Source organism: Wolbachia endosymbiont of Ostrinia scapulalis, assembly GCF_023559145.1.
Classification (GTDB): Bacteria; Pseudomonadota; Alphaproteobacteria; order Rickettsiales; family Anaplasmataceae; genus Wolbachia.
Window position 1 is genome coordinate 1,261,512 of the sequence record NZ_CP096926.1, and the last position, 15,736, is coordinate 1,277,247.

The 15,736-nt window shown below is 33.1% G+C and carries 12 protein-coding genes and 3 pseudogenes; 7 read left to right on the top strand and 8 right to left on the bottom strand.

The genetic code is table 11. The annotated features are described in order from the left end of the window. Positions 1 to 95: 95 nt before the first annotated feature. Together M1L26_RS06150 and ccmC are read right to left on the bottom strand one after the other, a co-directional pair. Entirely contained in the window at positions 96 to 1,136 is a 1,041-nt protein-coding gene (locus M1L26_RS06150; RefSeq protein WP_211908412.1) for a hypothetical protein, read from the bottom strand. 384 nt (positions 1,137 to 1,520) lie between these two features. Continuing rightward, positions 1,521 to 2,231: a heme ABC transporter permease CcmC gene (ccmC, locus tag M1L26_RS06155; protein WP_211908410.1), complete on the bottom strand. Its 711-nt coding sequence runs from the start codon at positions 2,229 to 2,231 to the stop codon at positions 1,521 to 1,523. A gap of 142 nt (positions 2,232 to 2,373) precedes the next feature. On the opposite strand from ccmC, the gene M1L26_RS06160 reads away from it, so the two are divergent. Together M1L26_RS06160 and ykgO are read left to right on the top strand one after the other, a co-directional pair. Then, positions 2,374 to 3,192 carry a pyruvate, water dikinase regulatory protein gene (locus tag M1L26_RS06160; RefSeq protein ID WP_010402159.1) on the top strand — a complete coding sequence of 273 codons (819 nt, stop codon included), beginning with the start codon at positions 2,374 to 2,376 and terminating at the stop codon, positions 3,190 to 3,192. A gap of 69 nt (positions 3,193 to 3,261) precedes the next feature. Beyond that, positions 3,262 to 3,390: a type B 50S ribosomal protein L36 gene (gene ykgO, locus M1L26_RS06165; RefSeq protein WP_006015378.1), complete on the top strand. Its 129-nt coding sequence runs from the start codon at positions 3,262 to 3,264 to the stop codon at positions 3,388 to 3,390. 220 nt (positions 3,391 to 3,610) lie between these two features. Here ykgO and M1L26_RS06170 read toward each other — a convergent pair whose 3' ends face one another. Together M1L26_RS06170 and recG are read right to left on the bottom strand one after the other, a co-directional pair. After that, the gene (locus M1L26_RS06170) at positions 3,611 to 3,805 is read right to left on the bottom strand and encodes a hypothetical protein (protein ID WP_010402151.1); all 195 of its coding nucleotides are present in this window, start codon (positions 3,803 to 3,805) and stop codon (positions 3,611 to 3,613) included. A 329-nt stretch (positions 3,806 to 4,134) separates the two neighbouring features. After that, entirely contained in the window at positions 4,135 to 6,174 is a 2,040-nt protein-coding gene (recG, locus tag M1L26_RS06175; protein ID WP_211908408.1) for an ATP-dependent DNA helicase RecG, read from the bottom strand. Between the two features lie 144 nt (positions 6,175 to 6,318). On the opposite strand from recG, the pseudogene M1L26_RS06185 reads away from it, so the two are divergent. From M1L26_RS06185 to M1L26_RS06205, 5 genes and pseudogenes are all read left to right on the top strand, one after another. Next, a pseudogene (locus tag M1L26_RS06185) lies at positions 6,319 to 7,228 on the top strand (hypothetical protein). A gap of 310 nt (positions 7,229 to 7,538) precedes the next feature. After that, on the top strand, positions 7,539 to 7,754 hold the full coding sequence (locus M1L26_RS06190) for a hypothetical protein (RefSeq protein WP_211908407.1): 216 nt from the start codon (positions 7,539 to 7,541) through the stop codon (positions 7,752 to 7,754). A gap of 112 nt (positions 7,755 to 7,866) precedes the next feature. Next, positions 7,867 to 9,093 carry a tRNA (N(6)-L-threonylcarbamoyladenosine(37)-C(2))-methylthiotransferase MtaB gene (gene mtaB, locus M1L26_RS06195; protein WP_211908406.1) on the top strand — a complete coding sequence of 409 codons (1,227 nt, stop codon included), beginning with the start codon at positions 7,867 to 7,869 and terminating at the stop codon, positions 9,091 to 9,093. A gap of 59 nt (positions 9,094 to 9,152) precedes the next feature. After that, on the top strand, positions 9,153 to 10,094 hold the full coding sequence (locus M1L26_RS06200) for an outer membrane protein (RefSeq protein WP_211908405.1): 942 nt from the start codon (positions 9,153 to 9,155) through the stop codon (positions 10,092 to 10,094). Between the two features lie 114 nt (positions 10,095 to 10,208). Beyond that, positions 10,209 to 10,445, top strand: a pseudogene (locus M1L26_RS06205) (transposase family protein); the annotation flags it as partial. A gap of 199 nt (positions 10,446 to 10,644) precedes the next feature. Here the strand turns inward: M1L26_RS06205 and M1L26_RS06210 are convergent. From M1L26_RS06210 to M1L26_RS06225, 4 genes and pseudogenes are all read right to left on the bottom strand, one after another. Then, complete coding sequence (locus M1L26_RS06210; protein ID WP_211908401.1) at positions 10,645 to 10,896, bottom strand: transposase; 252 nt, start codon at positions 10,894 to 10,896, stop codon at positions 10,645 to 10,647. Positions 10,897 to 11,433: 537 nt separating this feature from the next. Next, on the bottom strand, positions 11,434 to 12,948 hold the full coding sequence (gene secD / locus M1L26_RS06215) for a protein translocase subunit SecD (RefSeq protein WP_250120161.1): 1,515 nt from the start codon (positions 12,946 to 12,948) through the stop codon (positions 11,434 to 11,436). Between the two features lie 342 nt (positions 12,949 to 13,290). After that, positions 13,291 to 14,616 carry an IS4 family transposase gene (locus M1L26_RS06220; protein ID WP_250119932.1) on the bottom strand — a complete coding sequence of 442 codons (1,326 nt, stop codon included), beginning with the start codon at positions 14,614 to 14,616 and terminating at the stop codon, positions 13,291 to 13,293. A gap of 91 nt (positions 14,617 to 14,707) precedes the next feature. Continuing rightward, a pseudogene (locus M1L26_RS06225) lies at positions 14,708 to 15,646 on the bottom strand (M16 family metallopeptidase); the annotation flags it as partial. Positions 15,647 to 15,736 lie beyond the last annotated feature (90 nt).

Here is a 15,736-nt window from a genome sequence, read left to right on the forward strand (position 1 = left end):
ACAGATGGTACCTACGTCCTCTTTATATAGATTATGTATTTGTTCAGATACGACTAAATTGTGTCTAGTGTAGAAAAAATTAGACAAATTCAGCGTTATATAGAACCAAATTCAACGGAAGTAGAATTATCCTCATTTCCATAATAGTAAGGATTTGCCTCTTGCGTATTATTAACAGCAGTTTTTAATAGTACTTCCTTATCACTATTCCATGCAACTTTCTCCATAATTGGAATATAATCCTTACACTTTTGATTATCTCCACAATCCTTGATTTTACCATCATCATTTAGATAACGCTTCAATGCATCATAGTATACTTTAGTGTTATTACCCTCTTTATCTACCATTTGTCCTAAGGTATTAACAAGTATCAATGGTGCAACTTGTTTTGCTTTTACAACACTTGTTTCACTGGACTCTCTAAAGAGATTAGGGCATGATCCTCTAGAAAAAAAGCTCTTGTTGAATTCTGGATTACTACGGTAAACGTTCGGGTAACAGAAACTCTTAATCTCTTCTTCTCGACACGCTAACTCTATTTGATCATCCACACATTTTTCACATTCTATATTACCAAGCCAGGATATTGAATTAAGATCCTCTGTAAAGGCAAATTTAAAATTTACTGCACCATAATTACCATTTGCTCCCTCTTCTATATATTTTGCAATCTTAGGATTACTGTACATCTCAGGATATAATTCCTTTAGTAAATCAGATGCACTAAAACCTTGACAACCTATCTTATTATCAACTTTATAAAAATGAGAATACGGCCCACAATTTTCATACTTGGAACAATCTGAGGTTACTTTTCGAGATGTAATTTCTCCATTTTCATTTTCTCCTTCATCGTTAACAGGTTCGCCCGTACCACTTCCTTTTTTACATTCTTCAGCTATTTTTTTATACCACTCAGTCTCTGCTTTTGCTCGCTTAACCTCCTCTTCACATTTCGTAAGCTTCTTTTCTACTAGTTCAAAATCCTCTTTTACTACGGAACTATTTGTAAATTCCTTCTCAGTCGTAGTTTCACCCTCAGTGATCTCATCTATATCCTCTTCACCATAAAAAAGTTTGTTGTTATATAAATAACTATTATTAATTTGGTTACTATAGGTGTTTTTTGACATCGGTACCTCCTCTACAGTCAAAATTGAAATTGTATTAAAATAAAAAAACTACAAATTTAATGTGAGTAAAAGAAACCACATTTCAAGAAACTTCATGGTAACTTAGGAGCTATTATAAGCTAAAGTAATTAAAAATTTAATAACTTGCATTATAAATATAGCATATCTATCAATAAAAATTTTCTTTCAATTTCTAACGTATCTTTGCTAATTTTGCATACAGTTCACCTTAGAGAGTCATGATTCTTCTACTTTCATGTGATTAATCACTATAATCTTGAAGTGTGGTTTGTACGTAATTAGTTCTGGAACTTGCTAATGGATGATTGCTCTACATTTTAATCTCTGTCGCTGTTCACAACATTACACTCTGGAACTGCATACCTAATATCGCATACTGATTTCTCTCTTTATCTTCTGCAAATTAATTAAATGAAGGGCATTAAGTATCCACACTACTAAAAAGAATGTTGCACAAAATATAAACATTGCAATGAGTGGCAGCAGTAAAGAACCTTCTATTGCTACTCCACCTTTTCTAAAAATACTTGCTGGCTGATGAAGAGTAGACCATAAATTCACAGAAAATTTTACTATGGGAATATTTATAGCACTAAAAATGGCAAATACTGCTGATGATTTCTCTGCTCTTGCTTGATTATCAAAAGCGCTCCACAATGAAAGATAACCAACATACAGAAAAAACAAAATCAGCATTGAAGTAAGCCTTGCATCCCATACCCACCAAGTACCCCATGTTCCTTTTCCCCAGATGCTACCTGTGATTAAACATATTGCCGAAAAGACTGTCCCTGCAGGAGCAGCAGCATGTGCCAAAACACTAGCAACGCTATTGTTCCACACCAATGAAATGAAACTGAGTGATGCAATGAGTCCGTATATTCCAAGAGCAAGCCATGCAGAAGGCACATGAAGATACATAATTCGTACGATTTCTCCTTGTTTATAATCTCCTGGGGAGAAGAATAATGCCAAGAACATTCCAATTAAAAAACATGCGAAACAAATAACCCCAAGCCAAGGTAGAGCTTTTTTAGTAAAAGAAGTGAAATTTGTAGGCTTTAATAAAAACATTCGTTTTGAGAATAATTGTGTTAAGAATTTATCAATTAGTTTGAGTTTTATCAACAAGATAGTTTTTCTATATTTACGTAGTATAATAAATTAGCACAATTTCAGTACCAGATTGCTTGCTATTATTTTTAGTATAACGTTGATGATCCTTAAAAAGCTTAACCTACACTTAGTGTCAGATTCAAGTGGTGAAACTGTTATATCAGTTGCAAAATCAGCTCTGAAACACTTTCGTTCTGTAGAAACGATCGAATATGTTTGGTCTTTCGTAAAAGGAGAAGAGCAGATTGACAAAATTTTAGAGGAAATTAATAGAAAAAGTGATGAGCATAATTTTGTTATATGCACTATTACTAATGATGAGCTAAGAAAATATCTAAAAAATAATTGTATAAAGCTAAAAATTCCCTACAGAGCGATATTATCACACATTATTAGGGAAATCTCATCCTATCTTGAAATTGAAAAAGACGAAAAACTTGACTTACATGCTGAGATAAATAACGAATATTTTCAGCGCATTGAGGCAATAAACTATACCATTAATCATGATGATGGACAAAATATTCAAGATATTGATAAAGCCGATATAATTTTGGTTGGAGTTTCACGCACATCAAAATCTCCCACCAGTATGTATTTAGCTTACCGAGGCTATAAAGTTGCAAATGTTCCTTTTGTTAGCGAGATACCCTTTTACGTCGACTTAGCAAAATTAAAAAATAAACTGACTATAGGAGTAACAATAGACGTAAGAAGGCTAATAGAAATACGCAAAAATAGACTGACTTCAATTAATAATGAAGGTAATAATATATATGCTGACCCTAGAAAAGTAGAAAAGGAAATTAAAGAAGCAGAGGAGTTCTTTAAGCAAAATAACTGGCCAATTATTGATGTCACGCAAAGGTCAATCGAAGAAGTATCAGCAACAATTATACAGTATTTTAATAAAATGTGAAAAATTTATCAATTGACTAACTCTCTGTCAGTGATCATAATGTAAGGTAATTCTATTCTTACTGTAGATATGAAAGTTAAAGGGTCACTAAAATCTCATCGTAACAGAGATAAAAATTGTAAAGTTGTGAAAAGGGGTGGTAAGGTTTATATTATAAATAAGGTAAAGCCAAGATGTAAAGCGCGTCAAGGTTCTTAGCTTTTTGTTTTCCTTTTTATGTCATATGTTTTTCATATGGAAGCATGGTTAGAAAGAAACAAAAATTGTTGTATTTAACCATAGCACTGCCCATTTCTTCTCTTACATTATATTTTGGTATTAACATGATTACAGGCAGACGTGGCTTGTTAACATTAATTAACTTAAAAAAAAGAAATTAATTACGTGCGTCAACAAGTCCATGAATTTTAGTTCCACCCTAAGCCCTCTTGAGCTTGAGAATTTTTTCTATATATAGGCTCAGCATGAATGACATCTGATCATCAATTATGCAAATCTGGATCTTGTTGTGCATACTTAAGTCATTTTGCCAAAATTCCCTTTTTGCATCACCTTTTAAACCTCTTGTGTATACTTCTGTAATTGTGGTAAATTTTTGATCATTGGCAGCCACTTCTCCACACTGCTTCCATACATATTCTCAACTTCTTCTCGCTTTTACTGTGTATTCCTTTTGTGCTCTTTAAAACGGTACCTTCTATATATATATTTATTGTCATTAGGCTAAGTTACTGCTTTTTTTCCATTTTTATACTTCCTGCCCTTGATTAATTTGACCTGCTAACATTTTGTTTACAGGGCCTGCTATTAACTCTGCACAATTTATTCTTATGGTAAAAACTTCTTCTTCACTCTTATTTTTCCTTAACTTGACGCATATGGTTTGTTAAATACTCCCGTCTGTCAAGGAATTTCTACTCATGAAGGTTATGGCTTGGAAGATTACTGAAATTTTGAAAAATGTAGTCTACTTCTATATTCAAATATATCAAGCAGTAATTCAAAATTAGCTATTGTACCTTTTGCACTATTATATGCAAGGTTGAGCAATTCTCTGTCCTCATATAAATCAGCAAATTTAAACTCCATGCACCCTGATTGTTTTGTGCCTAGAATATCTCCGCTACCCCTCAGCATCATATCCTTTTCAGCAATATAAAATCCATCTTGTGACTCACACATAATCTTTAACTTTGAATACGAACTTTTACTGAGATTGTCATATAACAGTACACAAAAAGACGGTTTATTTCCTCGTCCTACTCTACCTCTTAACTGATGTAATTGCGATAACCCGAACTGCTCTGCATTCTCTATAATCATAATAGTTGCATCTGGTACATCTATACCAACTTCTATCACAGTGGTTGCAACAAGCAGAGAAAACTCATTCCTCTTGAAGGAAAACATCACTTGATCTTTCTGCTCTTGAGTTAGTTTTCCGTGTATTATTCCAACTCTATCAAAAAATGTCTTTTGTAGTTCCTGAAAGCGCATTTCTGCTGCGGCAATATTGAGTTCTTCGTTTTCTTCTATATATGGACAAATCCAATATGCTTTTTCGCCTCTATTTATAGCATCTTTCAGTCTTTGAATAATATCTGATACTTTTTTAACGTTCATAATAACGGTTTTTATTGGCAATCTAGATTTTGGTTTTTCTCTTAAAATAGAACATTCAACATCACCATACATAGCTTGCTGCAAGGTTCTTGGAATGGGAGTTGCAGTAACAAAAAGTATATCGGTATTTTCTCCTTTTCCTACCAACCGATTCCTCTGTATCACTCCAAATCGCTGTTGTTCGTCTATGACTGCGAGTCCTAAATTTTTAAATGTAACGTTGGCTTGAAATAATGCATGAGTACCAATTACTATATTTAGAATACCATTTGCAAGTTCGTTCATGATAGTCTTTCTTTCCTTGCGCGCAGTTTTACCAGTAAGCAGAGCAACTTTTATATCAGTACAAGATAGAGCTTCTTCGATCCAATTATAATGTTGCTCAGCCAAGATAGTAGTTGGTGCCATTAGAGCTGCTTGCATGTTATTTTCTACCACATTCAGCATCGCAAAGAGTGCAACTACAGTTTTGCCACTCCCAACGTCACCTTGCAGCAGACTTACCATGCGGTATCTGGATTTTTGTCTTTCTGAGATTTCATCTATCGCTCGAATTTGATCATTTGTTAATTGGAACGGTAATTCATTTAAGACCTGCTCTTTGTATTTACTCAATATTATAAATTCTTTTCCCTCTTTTTTTACATGATTTTCCCTTGCAAGCTTTAGTGCCAACTGGTACGCAAATAGCTCATCATAAGCAAGTCTTTCTCTGCAAACTTCTGCTTCTGCGAGTGAGCTCGGTCTGTGCAATCTTATGATGCTTTCTTTCCAATTCAGCCATTTCTTTTGCTTGATTAATGTTTCATCTATCCACTCTGGCAAATCAGGCAAATCTTTTAGATTAGAACTTATTATGTTTCTAATGCTCTTGTTAGTAATACCGCGACATAATTGGTAAACTGGCTCTATGCAGGCTATTTCTTTAAATAGATTGATATCAGACAACATGTAATCTGGGTGAGTAATTTGCCAATGTTCGGCAAACTTTTCAAGTTTACCACTAATTACTATATCTGTTCCAACTGGAAATAATTTATACAAATATTTAACTGAGTAATTAAAAAAAACTATAAATAAATACTGACTTTCACTTTCAACGATTATTTTATATGGCCTACCTCTAACAGTGGGGCGCTGGTGCTCATACACTTTTGCCACAAAAGTTGTAAATTCTCCCACTTGAGCATCAGGTAGTGATTTACTTCTATCCACATAGCTGAGCGGCCTATAAAACAGCAAGTTCATTACTCTTTCTCCACCGCAAAGTTTAGGCAATATTGCGGAATAAAACCTTGGTATATTCTCAATTTTACTATTTAGAAAAGTCAGCACACTTGACTGCTCATCAACATTCATACTGTATAAAACCGTTTATTCATAATAGAGCCTTACTAAAATCCTGTCACCCTATTATGACTGTCTATGTTAAGTATATTATTGACATATTAACTATTTTTATGTATTATTATACTATCAGCAATTCATATCAAAGTATTAACAATGAACAACTCTATACAGGAAAAAAAGGGAAATCCAGTAGTTACGCTAAAGGCTCAAGCGGAAAAGTTTGATTTTAGCAGGTTAAGGGCTGATAAAACCAATGAGTCAGCAAACACTGGTGAGCAGATGTATGAAGATTTTCGAAGAATGAGATTTGTTATTAACAGCAAAAATCTAGACGAAAGTTTAATTGGTGCATTGATAGACGGAGCTAAGCAATACAATTTTGATGAAGTTTGGGATAGGTATTATAAAAATCAAGGGATACCTGGCAATAAAAAAACCGACCAATATTAAAGAGGAGTTTGAAAAGTTTTATAATCTAGGTAAAGGGTACGCTCATCTATTACCAAAAGAAGGAGATGAAAATAAAAGTTATCGTGCGTTTGGAAAAGAAGTTTTCAAGGCAATGTTCAAATATGCTGAAGCTCAAGTTCCAAGCGATTCTATCTTAAAGGAACTAGTTACTAACTGTAACCAAGCTGCTTATGTAGGTGCATTATATAATGAGGATAGTCCTCTTTTTCATGTAACTAAAATACATGAATTAACTTTCAGCTCCAGTCATACAACATATATTAATTGCAGTAATTCAGAACGTGTAGAAGTCACAGTTAAAGAGCTAATCTCTGCCACCATACTTGTAAAGCCAAATGAAGAATTATGTAAATTGAACAGCTCACTAGAATTCGCACTTGAATCTCAAGATGGGAAAGATGATGTGATATATAAAGATGGCAAATTGTCACTTACTGTGCCCCGAAAATTGAGAGACTACAAAATTGATGGCAGAAGTTTATTTGATACCATTAAAGAATATTTCTACAAATTCTGCGAGAAGTTAGGATTCAAGTTTGAAGTAGAAATAGAACACAATTTTGAAGAAGAAGATTCTTTATATGAAGGTTAGGAGTATAACTTTGAGGGAGCACGTCTTGTGTTTCAAGAACAACCTCAAAACTATATAGAAGATCCAGATGTGGATCCTCTTAATAAAAAACGTGAAACTTCACCTTGATAATAATTAAAATATCTCAAGTTCTGTTAGCTTATTTGCATAGTCAGTTGTACTAGACGCAACTTAATCTGACAGAAAAACTAATATCACTCTCTATAAACAAAATATACTTAGCCAAGATAGAATAAAGACAAAATTTGAAGAAAAGCTAGGAAAAGAGAGAATTGAAGAGATACTCCAAGCTAAGCCTGAAAAAGATATAATGTGTGCAATACTTTATTCTAAACCTGAAAAGTCGTATTTTTTTGAGCAAAACATTGCTCAGCTTGCTTTTATCCGTGAATTAAGAGATATGGCTCAATCATATGATGTTAACTTTATTGAAAATGGTGGTGAGTATCTCGCCCAGGGAGAAAAGATCGATAATCAAAGGGTTGGCCACAATGATGTTTCTTGGTGTAAAGATCTTTATATTTAAAAAGAAGAAAGTGAGATTGATGGTATTTTTGCACTAGTTATACATTTATCCACCAAAAAATAGTCATTTTGCTTGGATATTTGATATAATTTAGATCTATTAAAGCAAAAGCATGAATGAAGTGATAACGTTTGGTTGTCGTCTAAACTTTTACGAGAGCGAGTTAATCAAAGAAGCATTAAAAAAAGCAAAGAGAGAAAATGTTGTTGTAGTGCATAGCTGTGCAGTGACAAACGAAGCAGAACGCCAAGTGAAGCAAAAAATACGTAAGATCTATAAAAACGACCCAAGTAAAGAAATTATCGTAGTTGGCTGCGCTGTTCAATTAGATCCTAAATCATATAGTGATATTCCTGGTGTAAGTAAAGTGCTAGGTAATCAAGACAAGCTAAGAGCTGAAAATTATCTACTAAATAATGATGAAATCTTAGTCAGTGATAACCAAGTAGAACCTATTCTCATTAATGGATTTGAAGATAAATCAAGGGCATTTATTGAAATTCAAAATGGTTGTAATCATAGTTGTACATTTTGCTCAATTACTGAGGCAAGAGGAAATAATCGATCTGTGCCAGTAAACAATATTATAGGGCAAATTAAGATTTTTATAGAAAATGGGTATCAAGAAGTGGTGTTTACAGGTGTTGATATTACTGACTTTGGTACAGATTTGTTTGGTAAGCAATCACTCAGTTCAATGATTAGAAGAGTTTTAAAGGATATACCACAGTTAAAGAGACTAAGACTTTCCTCTATTGATGTTGCTGAAGTTGATGATGAACTAATGGATTTAATAGCTAATGAGTCAAGACTTATGCCTCACTTACACTTGAGTCTACAGTCTGGTAATAATTTAATACTAAAGAGAATGAAACGTCGTCACAACAGAGAACAAGTGATAGAATTTTGTCATAAAATGAAGAGCTTAAGACCTAATATAGCATTTGGCGCTGATATTATTGCTGGATTTCCAACAGAAACTGATGAAATGTTTCAGGATACAGTTGATTTACTGAAAAAAATAAATGTAGTTTATCTACATGCTTTTCCATATTCAGAGCGGAAAAACACACCTGCTGCACGGATGCCACAAATACCAGAGAATGTACGTAAAGAACGAGTAAAGCATCTAAGAGAAATAAATAAAGAAATGATGAGCAGTTTTTATCAATCTTTGCTCGGCACTGAGCAAAGCGTTTTGGTTGAGCAGAATAATATTGGTAGAACAGAAAATTTTGCATTAACAAAACTTACATCAAGAGTTCAAGCTAAAAGTATTGTGAAAGCTCATGTTAAAGGAATAGAAAATAATTGTTTAATTGGAAATATTATTTCTTAATTTTTGTACATTAAAGGAATATATGATATAGTAGTTATACTATAAGTGATAATTCATTTATGATAATTAGAGTATCTATTGCTTTATTTTTTATCTTCATTCCGTGTGTCTATTTTTTTATTACTTATATCAGTAACAATACACACATTGAGCAAGTACAACCGTTAAAATTAGAAACAGATAATAATGAAAGTGTAATACGTTCTGAAGAGGTTGCTGAAAAAGAAATACCAATAAAATATCAAGAACTTAAAAGTAGTTCACCTTCTGTTTTCCAAGTAGCTAATCAGAAAAATATGTGGCCAAGTATTGCAGATCAAGCTGAGCCTACAAAGGAAAAATCAAAAAAACTTGATTTCTATGTTAGTGCTAACGGTGGTAAGATATGCCATGATAATTCAGAAACATTTGTAAAGGGTATAAAGGCAATAGGAGAAAGGTTTATTAATTTAATCAATACAGCTAATCCTAATCTTTCTTTGCAAGAAAAAGTAGTATCATTGTTTATCAAAGCGGGATTAGTGGATGAAATTCAGAGTATAGAGAAATTTAACGGCAAAATTGATTTCCAGTGGCTTAGGAGCGTATCTTTAGGTTACTATGCTGGGGAAAATGGCCGAGTTGATTTTGAAGCTATGTATTCTACAGCCAATATTGAAGATAGTAATTCTCCTCCGGTATTTGAGAAATCAGCAAGGGTGTTTGCATTTTTATTAAACTTCTATTATAACTCCAGCATTCGAGATACACAATTTGCTCCGTATATTGGTCTTGGTATAGGGCCAACAGTTTTTAGATTAAAAAAGATTAATGGATCACTAGAAAATTCAATGCCACTGAATGTTCCTTGGTTTGCTTATCAAATAAAGCTTGGTGTTGACTACTCAATAATCCCAGAAGTTAAAACCTTTTTCGGCTATCGTTACTTTAGTATCCCAATACCTATTGCAGATGATATATCCACTCATAATATTGAAGTTGGTTTGATGTTTAATTTTTAGTAATAATATCTGTTCAAGGGCATCTGAAGCAAAAGTGGTCAGTGCTTCTTTTCTTGCCATTAGACTTCTTGGATAACTTAAGAAACAAGTAGTAGAAGCAATATTAGGGAAGGTATAAATTTTGAGCAGGTAAGTAAACTTGATGAAGAGAAGCTTCGAAGACTAAGAGGAGTAAAAAGAAAAACATTGGAAAAATAATAGAAATTTTAATAGAGGAAGAGGCCAAGAAAAAGGCAAGAGGAGGAAAACCAAATAAACAATGCATGTTTGTTAATAGCACTAGAATATTTGCGTAAATACCGTACATATTTCCATATAGCGCAAAGCTATGGAATAAGTGAAAGTATTGCTAACGGCTGAATAGAAGATGCATTGATAAAACATTCAGATTTCAGGAAGATAAAGAGCTATTAAAGTCAAATGTAGAATACGAGATTTTAGTGATATAGCTAACCGAAGTAAGATCTGCTCGAGCACTGAAAGACAAAATCAATAGCCGAATTAATATTGGGCCAAAAGGTTTGTAGAGCCTTTCTTATGGAGTGCTTGATCAGAACTTCTCAATTGGATTTAAATCTGGCGAGTATGGAGACAAGAACAAAATTTTACACTCAATATTTTCTATCAAATTTTTCGTCCTTGCAGATTTATAAAAACTCGCATTGTCGAGAACAATAGTCTGTCCAGGTTTAAATACAGGGACAAGTACATTTTCTACATAAGCATCAAAAATCTCGCTGTTGCAGTAGCCATCAATTATCCATGGTGCTTTAACTTTTCCTTCATTCAGTGCTCCAATCATGCTTACCTTCTTTCTTTTGAACCCTAGGCAAATAACCTCTTGCCTCTTTGAGACCACCCATATTCATAAAATTCATTGTCCTCTATTCCAGACTCATCTATGTATATCAAGTTTTCTTTATTTATTTCTTCTACTTTTTTTATGAACTCTTTGCGTTTCTCTTTATCTCTTTCTCGATAAAGAAAAGTTTTTTTTATATGTATAGTTTACTTTGCTAAGGTAGTTATATACTGTGCTTCTACACATATTACCAAATTCTTCAATTATCTTTTCAATTCTAATATCCTGATTTCCATTCAGAAATTTGATAAATCTATCCATATCTTTAATCTTATGGCCATATCCTTTGTGATAGCCTGAAGATGGTTTCTGTTTCTTTTTTCCTTTTCCTCCACAAATATATTGGTTTTATGCTCACTAAATTGGTAAGCATGTTACAAAGTTTTTGACGACGAAAAGACTGGATAGCTACTTGCATGACAACCATTTAGTTGTCTTTTCTCGTCTATCTTATTTTGTCACTCTGCTGAACAGATACTAAAGTACTAGCTTTTGTGGGTTGATGCACAATTCTATCAGAAGTTTTGTGACTATAATTGCAGAAAACATCGAGCATAAAGCTCCTATCGATAAAGTGACAGAAAACCCTCTAATTGCTCCGCTACCAATAATGAACATTATTCCTGCAGCAATCAGTGTAGTGAGATTTGAATCAAGAATTGTTTTTATTGCATTTTTAAACCCTTCTTCAATGGCACGAGCTGTTCTTTTTCCTGCTCTTATTTCTTCGCGGATGCGTTCAAATATTAAAACATTTGCATCCACCGACATGCCAACAGTTAGTGCAATTCCAGCAATTCCAGGGAGAGTAAGAGTTGCTTCAAGTAAGGTAAGAATGAGTAGTATAGAGATTACATTAAAAACGAGTGCAACAGACGCTAACAAGCCTAATTTGCCGTAAGTAATGATTATAGATAAACCAACGGCTATGATAGAAATTATTGCTGCAATTTCTCCTGCTTTTATTGACTCTTCTCCAAGGCTTGGACCAATGTTTTTTTCTTCAATTATTTTAAGTGGTGCAGGTAGTGCACCTGATTTTAAAAGTATTGCAAGTTCACTCGCTTGTTTTTCAGTGAAATTACCGCTAATTTCTCCCTCTCCATTTAGAATAGGTTCACGTATTGTTGGTACAGTTAAGACTGTGTTATCTAAAACAATTGCAAAAGGCTTTCCTACATTTTCTTTAGTAATTTTTGCAAATTTTTTGCTTGCTATGCTATCGAATTTGAAATGTACTGTTGGTTTACCTAAATTGCCAAATCTAACTGATGCGTTAACTAATGAATCACCGCCTATTTCAGTTTTGCGGAATATCGGGTAGGAATTACCCAAAGAATCCTTGAGCATAATCGTAGTGTCATGATCGATATCTTGCATTTTAGCTACATTGGTGTTTGCCAAATGGAAGGCCAGCTTGGCTGTTTTGCCAAGCAGAGATTTTATCTGCTGAGTGTCTTCTACTCCAGGAACTTGGACTAATATCTTATTTTGTCCTTGTTTTTGCACACTTACTTCCTTAGTACCAAGCTTATCTAAGCGTCTTTGAACATTAACTATTGACTCTGAAACTACTTCATTGATTAATGAATTCTTATAATGCGGTTTATATGAAATGAAAATTGCAGTATTTTTTCTACTCAATTCTAAATTTGGGTTTATTTTATGTATTAACGTTGAAACTTTTTTGTAATCATCAATATTATTTAAAGTTACAACCACTTGTTTATCGTTTTTTGCGCTAAATTCAATCTTTTGTGTTAACAGACCTTCTTTTATTTCATCGGTTAGCATGCTTAGTTTCTCTTTGAAGTAAAAATCTAAGTCTACGTTCAGGAGTATAGATGATCCACCTTTCAGGTCGAGCCCTAGATTTATCCTCTTTTTTGAGGTGAGAAACTTATTATCAAAGAAGTTTGGCAGTATTATATATAAAGATAACAAAGAAATTAGCAATACTGAAAGAGATTTAACTGTGAGCTTGTTTAGCATAAATTTAAACTATACTTAGGTACAGTGTAAACTGGATGGTTGCTAATCACAAGCACCTAAATGAAAAGGTCAGTGAAAGATAAAAAACAAGCCTAGAACCAATATCTCTATAATTGATTTTGTTCTTCTAGAACATCATTTATTGAAGCAGTATAAACACATGTATTAGGTTCAGAGTTGGCTCTCAGATTCTCTGTTTGTTTTGTCTAATTTTGTCAATTGCAAGGTAAGTGCATAAACCAAGTGTTAAGAAAATAACTATGCTAAGTGGTATGTGATTAGCAAGAAATTTATTATAACTTAAATCTTTCCAACCGAGAGGACTAGATCATACGCGTCAAGTTAAGAGATTGTGAGCAAATTTAGAGAGGTTAAAGTGGATACTCTAGCCCTTCTACGTTTGTCTTTTAATGAAAATAGCGACCAAGTTATAGTGAGTTTTTTAAGAAATGCTTTTAAACTATTAATTTTGGTTAATACTAAAAATAACTCTCTAACCCGCCTTTTTAGCTCAATAAATGCCTTTGTTAAGCTAAGTTCTGTATTCTTTTTCACTTCTGTGCAACCAACTATGCCGTGAAATATAAGAATTGCGCACAATTTAGCATATAGTTCACATAATACTCTGCATGGCTTTCCTTTTAGCTTATCAAGCCTGATATGGCTTTTATACAATTTAAATAATAACTCAATTTGCCACCTTACTCTGTAAATCGTTAATACTTGCTCAGCACTAATTTTATTTTCTGGAACATTAGTTATAAATATTGACCAGTTCAACAATTTTTGATTTCTTTTAGAGGATGTATATCCCTGCGATCTTGCTAATCTATTAGCTTTCCTTCTTCTGGCCATAGACTGTTCTTCAGTTAGTTTCTGACATATAATTCTTACTCTAATTTTTGCTTCTTTTCCTAACAATACCTCGTTTTCTAAAAATAACTTATCCTCTAAACATTCTAATAACTCCATTTTTTGATTTGTTTCTACATCATATATGTTGGTATCAGATTTATAACGACTTATGAAATAAGCTCCTATTTCATTGATTTGTTTAAAAGAACTTGGCACAAAATAACCGAGATCAGATATTAGCAAATCATTGCTTAATATATTACTTAAATGTTTCCTATATCCCTGGTCTGATCTTACCCCCTCCGTTAAATTAAGTTGGTCTATTATCTGATTCATGTAGTCGAAAACTAATTGTAACTTTATTCCAGACTTAGTATTGCTTTCATAGCCACTGTAGCTAGTACCATAACCTTTATACATCTCTTCCATACTGTTAGGTAGAGTAATATAGCTACTGTCCAATAATTTAACACTATTAAATTGCTGTAAGATTTTGCAATCAACTTGCAAGATATTTTTAAAGAGAATCACAGATTCATTATACATCCTTTTCATAAATTCCACTGCTTCTTCAGTAAATCTAAAATCCAAACCTTGTTTTGTTATATCTATCGAGTCCTCGTTTAGTAATTGACACATTGTTTCTACGCTACAATTATCAACTCCTATATTACCCAAGACCATGGCTTTTACGAATGATGAACCTTTTAGCTTTCTCTTTCTTTTTATAAACCTTGTTGTAATTGAGATTTTCTCTGCTTTTTCATTAAAAAATTCTTTGAGCTTTTTTGATAAGCAAGTTATTTTATTCATTGGTTCTCTCACTAAAAGTATATCTGGGAGAACTTATACCTTATTATTCTATCTCTTTCATACCTTTATTTCCTTAACTTGACGCGTATGGATTATCAAACTGTGCTGCTTTGTATTTAGACTTTGTGCTTTGCAACTCTTCACTTGTTATTTCTTCAGAGGTAAAGTGATTAATAGAATTTTCTAACTCTCTTGCAACAGCATCCAAATTCACCCCGCTTTTTGGAGTTACCCGAATCTCAATGTAACCATTACTAAAAGCTAAGCTATTATAATAAGCAAACACTTCTACTGCTACATTCTTATCTAGAACTAAATCTTTATATAGCTTACTAGACTTGCCATGCCCCAAAACATCAACTGCCAAATCAACAGGAAAAGTTTCACTTATTTGCTCAAATAAAGGAACACTATAGCGAAAGTATAAAACTGGCTCTTTTACTTCAGTGCTTTCTAAAATTACCGATATATCTGCATTATGTATTGAATCTTGGTTCGGATAATGCTTAACTAAAGGCTCAGCTTTAATTGCACCATATTTTTCCTTTGCTAATCCTGCTACTTCTTCAAATTCTACATCACCAACAACGAGCAGTATAGCATTACCTGGATGATAATAGTTATCATGAAACCTTGTTATGTCATCTTTATTGTAAGTTTTAATATCGCTCTCCCAACCAATAACAGACCTACCATAGCCATTACGATAAAATGCACTGTTCATTTCCTCCCATAGTAAAGCTTCAGGATTATTATCAAATCTCATCTTTCTTTCTTCTAATACGATATTTTTTTCTCTATCTATTTTGTCTTGAGTAACATCAAAATTGCCCATTCTATCTGCTTCAATTTCCATTGCTAGTGGTAAATCTTTTTTGAGAACTAATTCGTAGTAGCAGGTGTATTCTTTAGTGGTAAAAGCATTAAATTGGGCCCCAATGCTGCCCAAAGTGGATTATATGTCTTTAAATTTTCCTGTAGTTTCAAACATTAAGTGTTCAAAGTAGTGAGCCAAGCCTGTTTTGCCAATCATACGCGTCAAGTTAAGGAAATAAAGGTATGAAAGAGATAGAATAATAAGGTATAAGTTCTCCCAGATATACTTTTAGTGAGAGAACCA

Excerpts from the sequence above, each read along its gene's own strand:
- M1L26_RS06150 (WP_211908412.1), bottom strand. The coding sequence starts at position 1,136 with ATGTCAAAAAACACCTATAGTAACCAAATTAATAATAGTTATTTATAT.
- ccmC (WP_211908410.1), bottom strand. The coding sequence starts at position 2,231 with ATGTTTTTATTAAAGCCTACAAATTTCACTTCTTTTACTAAAAAAGCT.
- M1L26_RS06160 (WP_010402159.1), top strand. The coding sequence starts at position 2,374 with ATGATCCTTAAAAAGCTTAACCTACACTTAGTGTCAGATTCAAGTGGT.
- ykgO (WP_006015378.1), top strand. The coding sequence starts at position 3,262 with ATGAAAGTTAAAGGGTCACTAAAATCTCATCGTAACAGAGATAAAAAT.
- recG (WP_211908408.1), bottom strand. The coding sequence starts at position 6,174 with ATGAATGTTGATGAGCAGTCAAGTGTGCTGACTTTTCTAAATAGTAAA.
- M1L26_RS06190 (WP_211908407.1), top strand. The coding sequence starts at position 7,539 with ATGTGTGCAATACTTTATTCTAAACCTGAAAAGTCGTATTTTTTTGAG.
- mtaB (WP_211908406.1), top strand. The coding sequence starts at position 7,867 with ATGAATGAAGTGATAACGTTTGGTTGTCGTCTAAACTTTTACGAGAGC.
- M1L26_RS06200 (WP_211908405.1), top strand. The coding sequence starts at position 9,153 with ATGATAATTAGAGTATCTATTGCTTTATTTTTTATCTTCATTCCGTGT.
- M1L26_RS06210 (WP_211908401.1), bottom strand. The coding sequence starts at position 10,896 with ATGATTGGAGCACTGAATGAAGGAAAAGTTAAAGCACCATGGATAATT.
- secD (WP_250120161.1), bottom strand. The coding sequence starts at position 12,948 with ATGCTAAACAAGCTCACAGTTAAATCTCTTTCAGTATTGCTAATTTCT.
- M1L26_RS06220 (WP_250119932.1), bottom strand. The coding sequence starts at position 14,616 with ATGAATAAAATAACTTGCTTATCAAAAAAGCTCAAAGAATTTTTTAAT.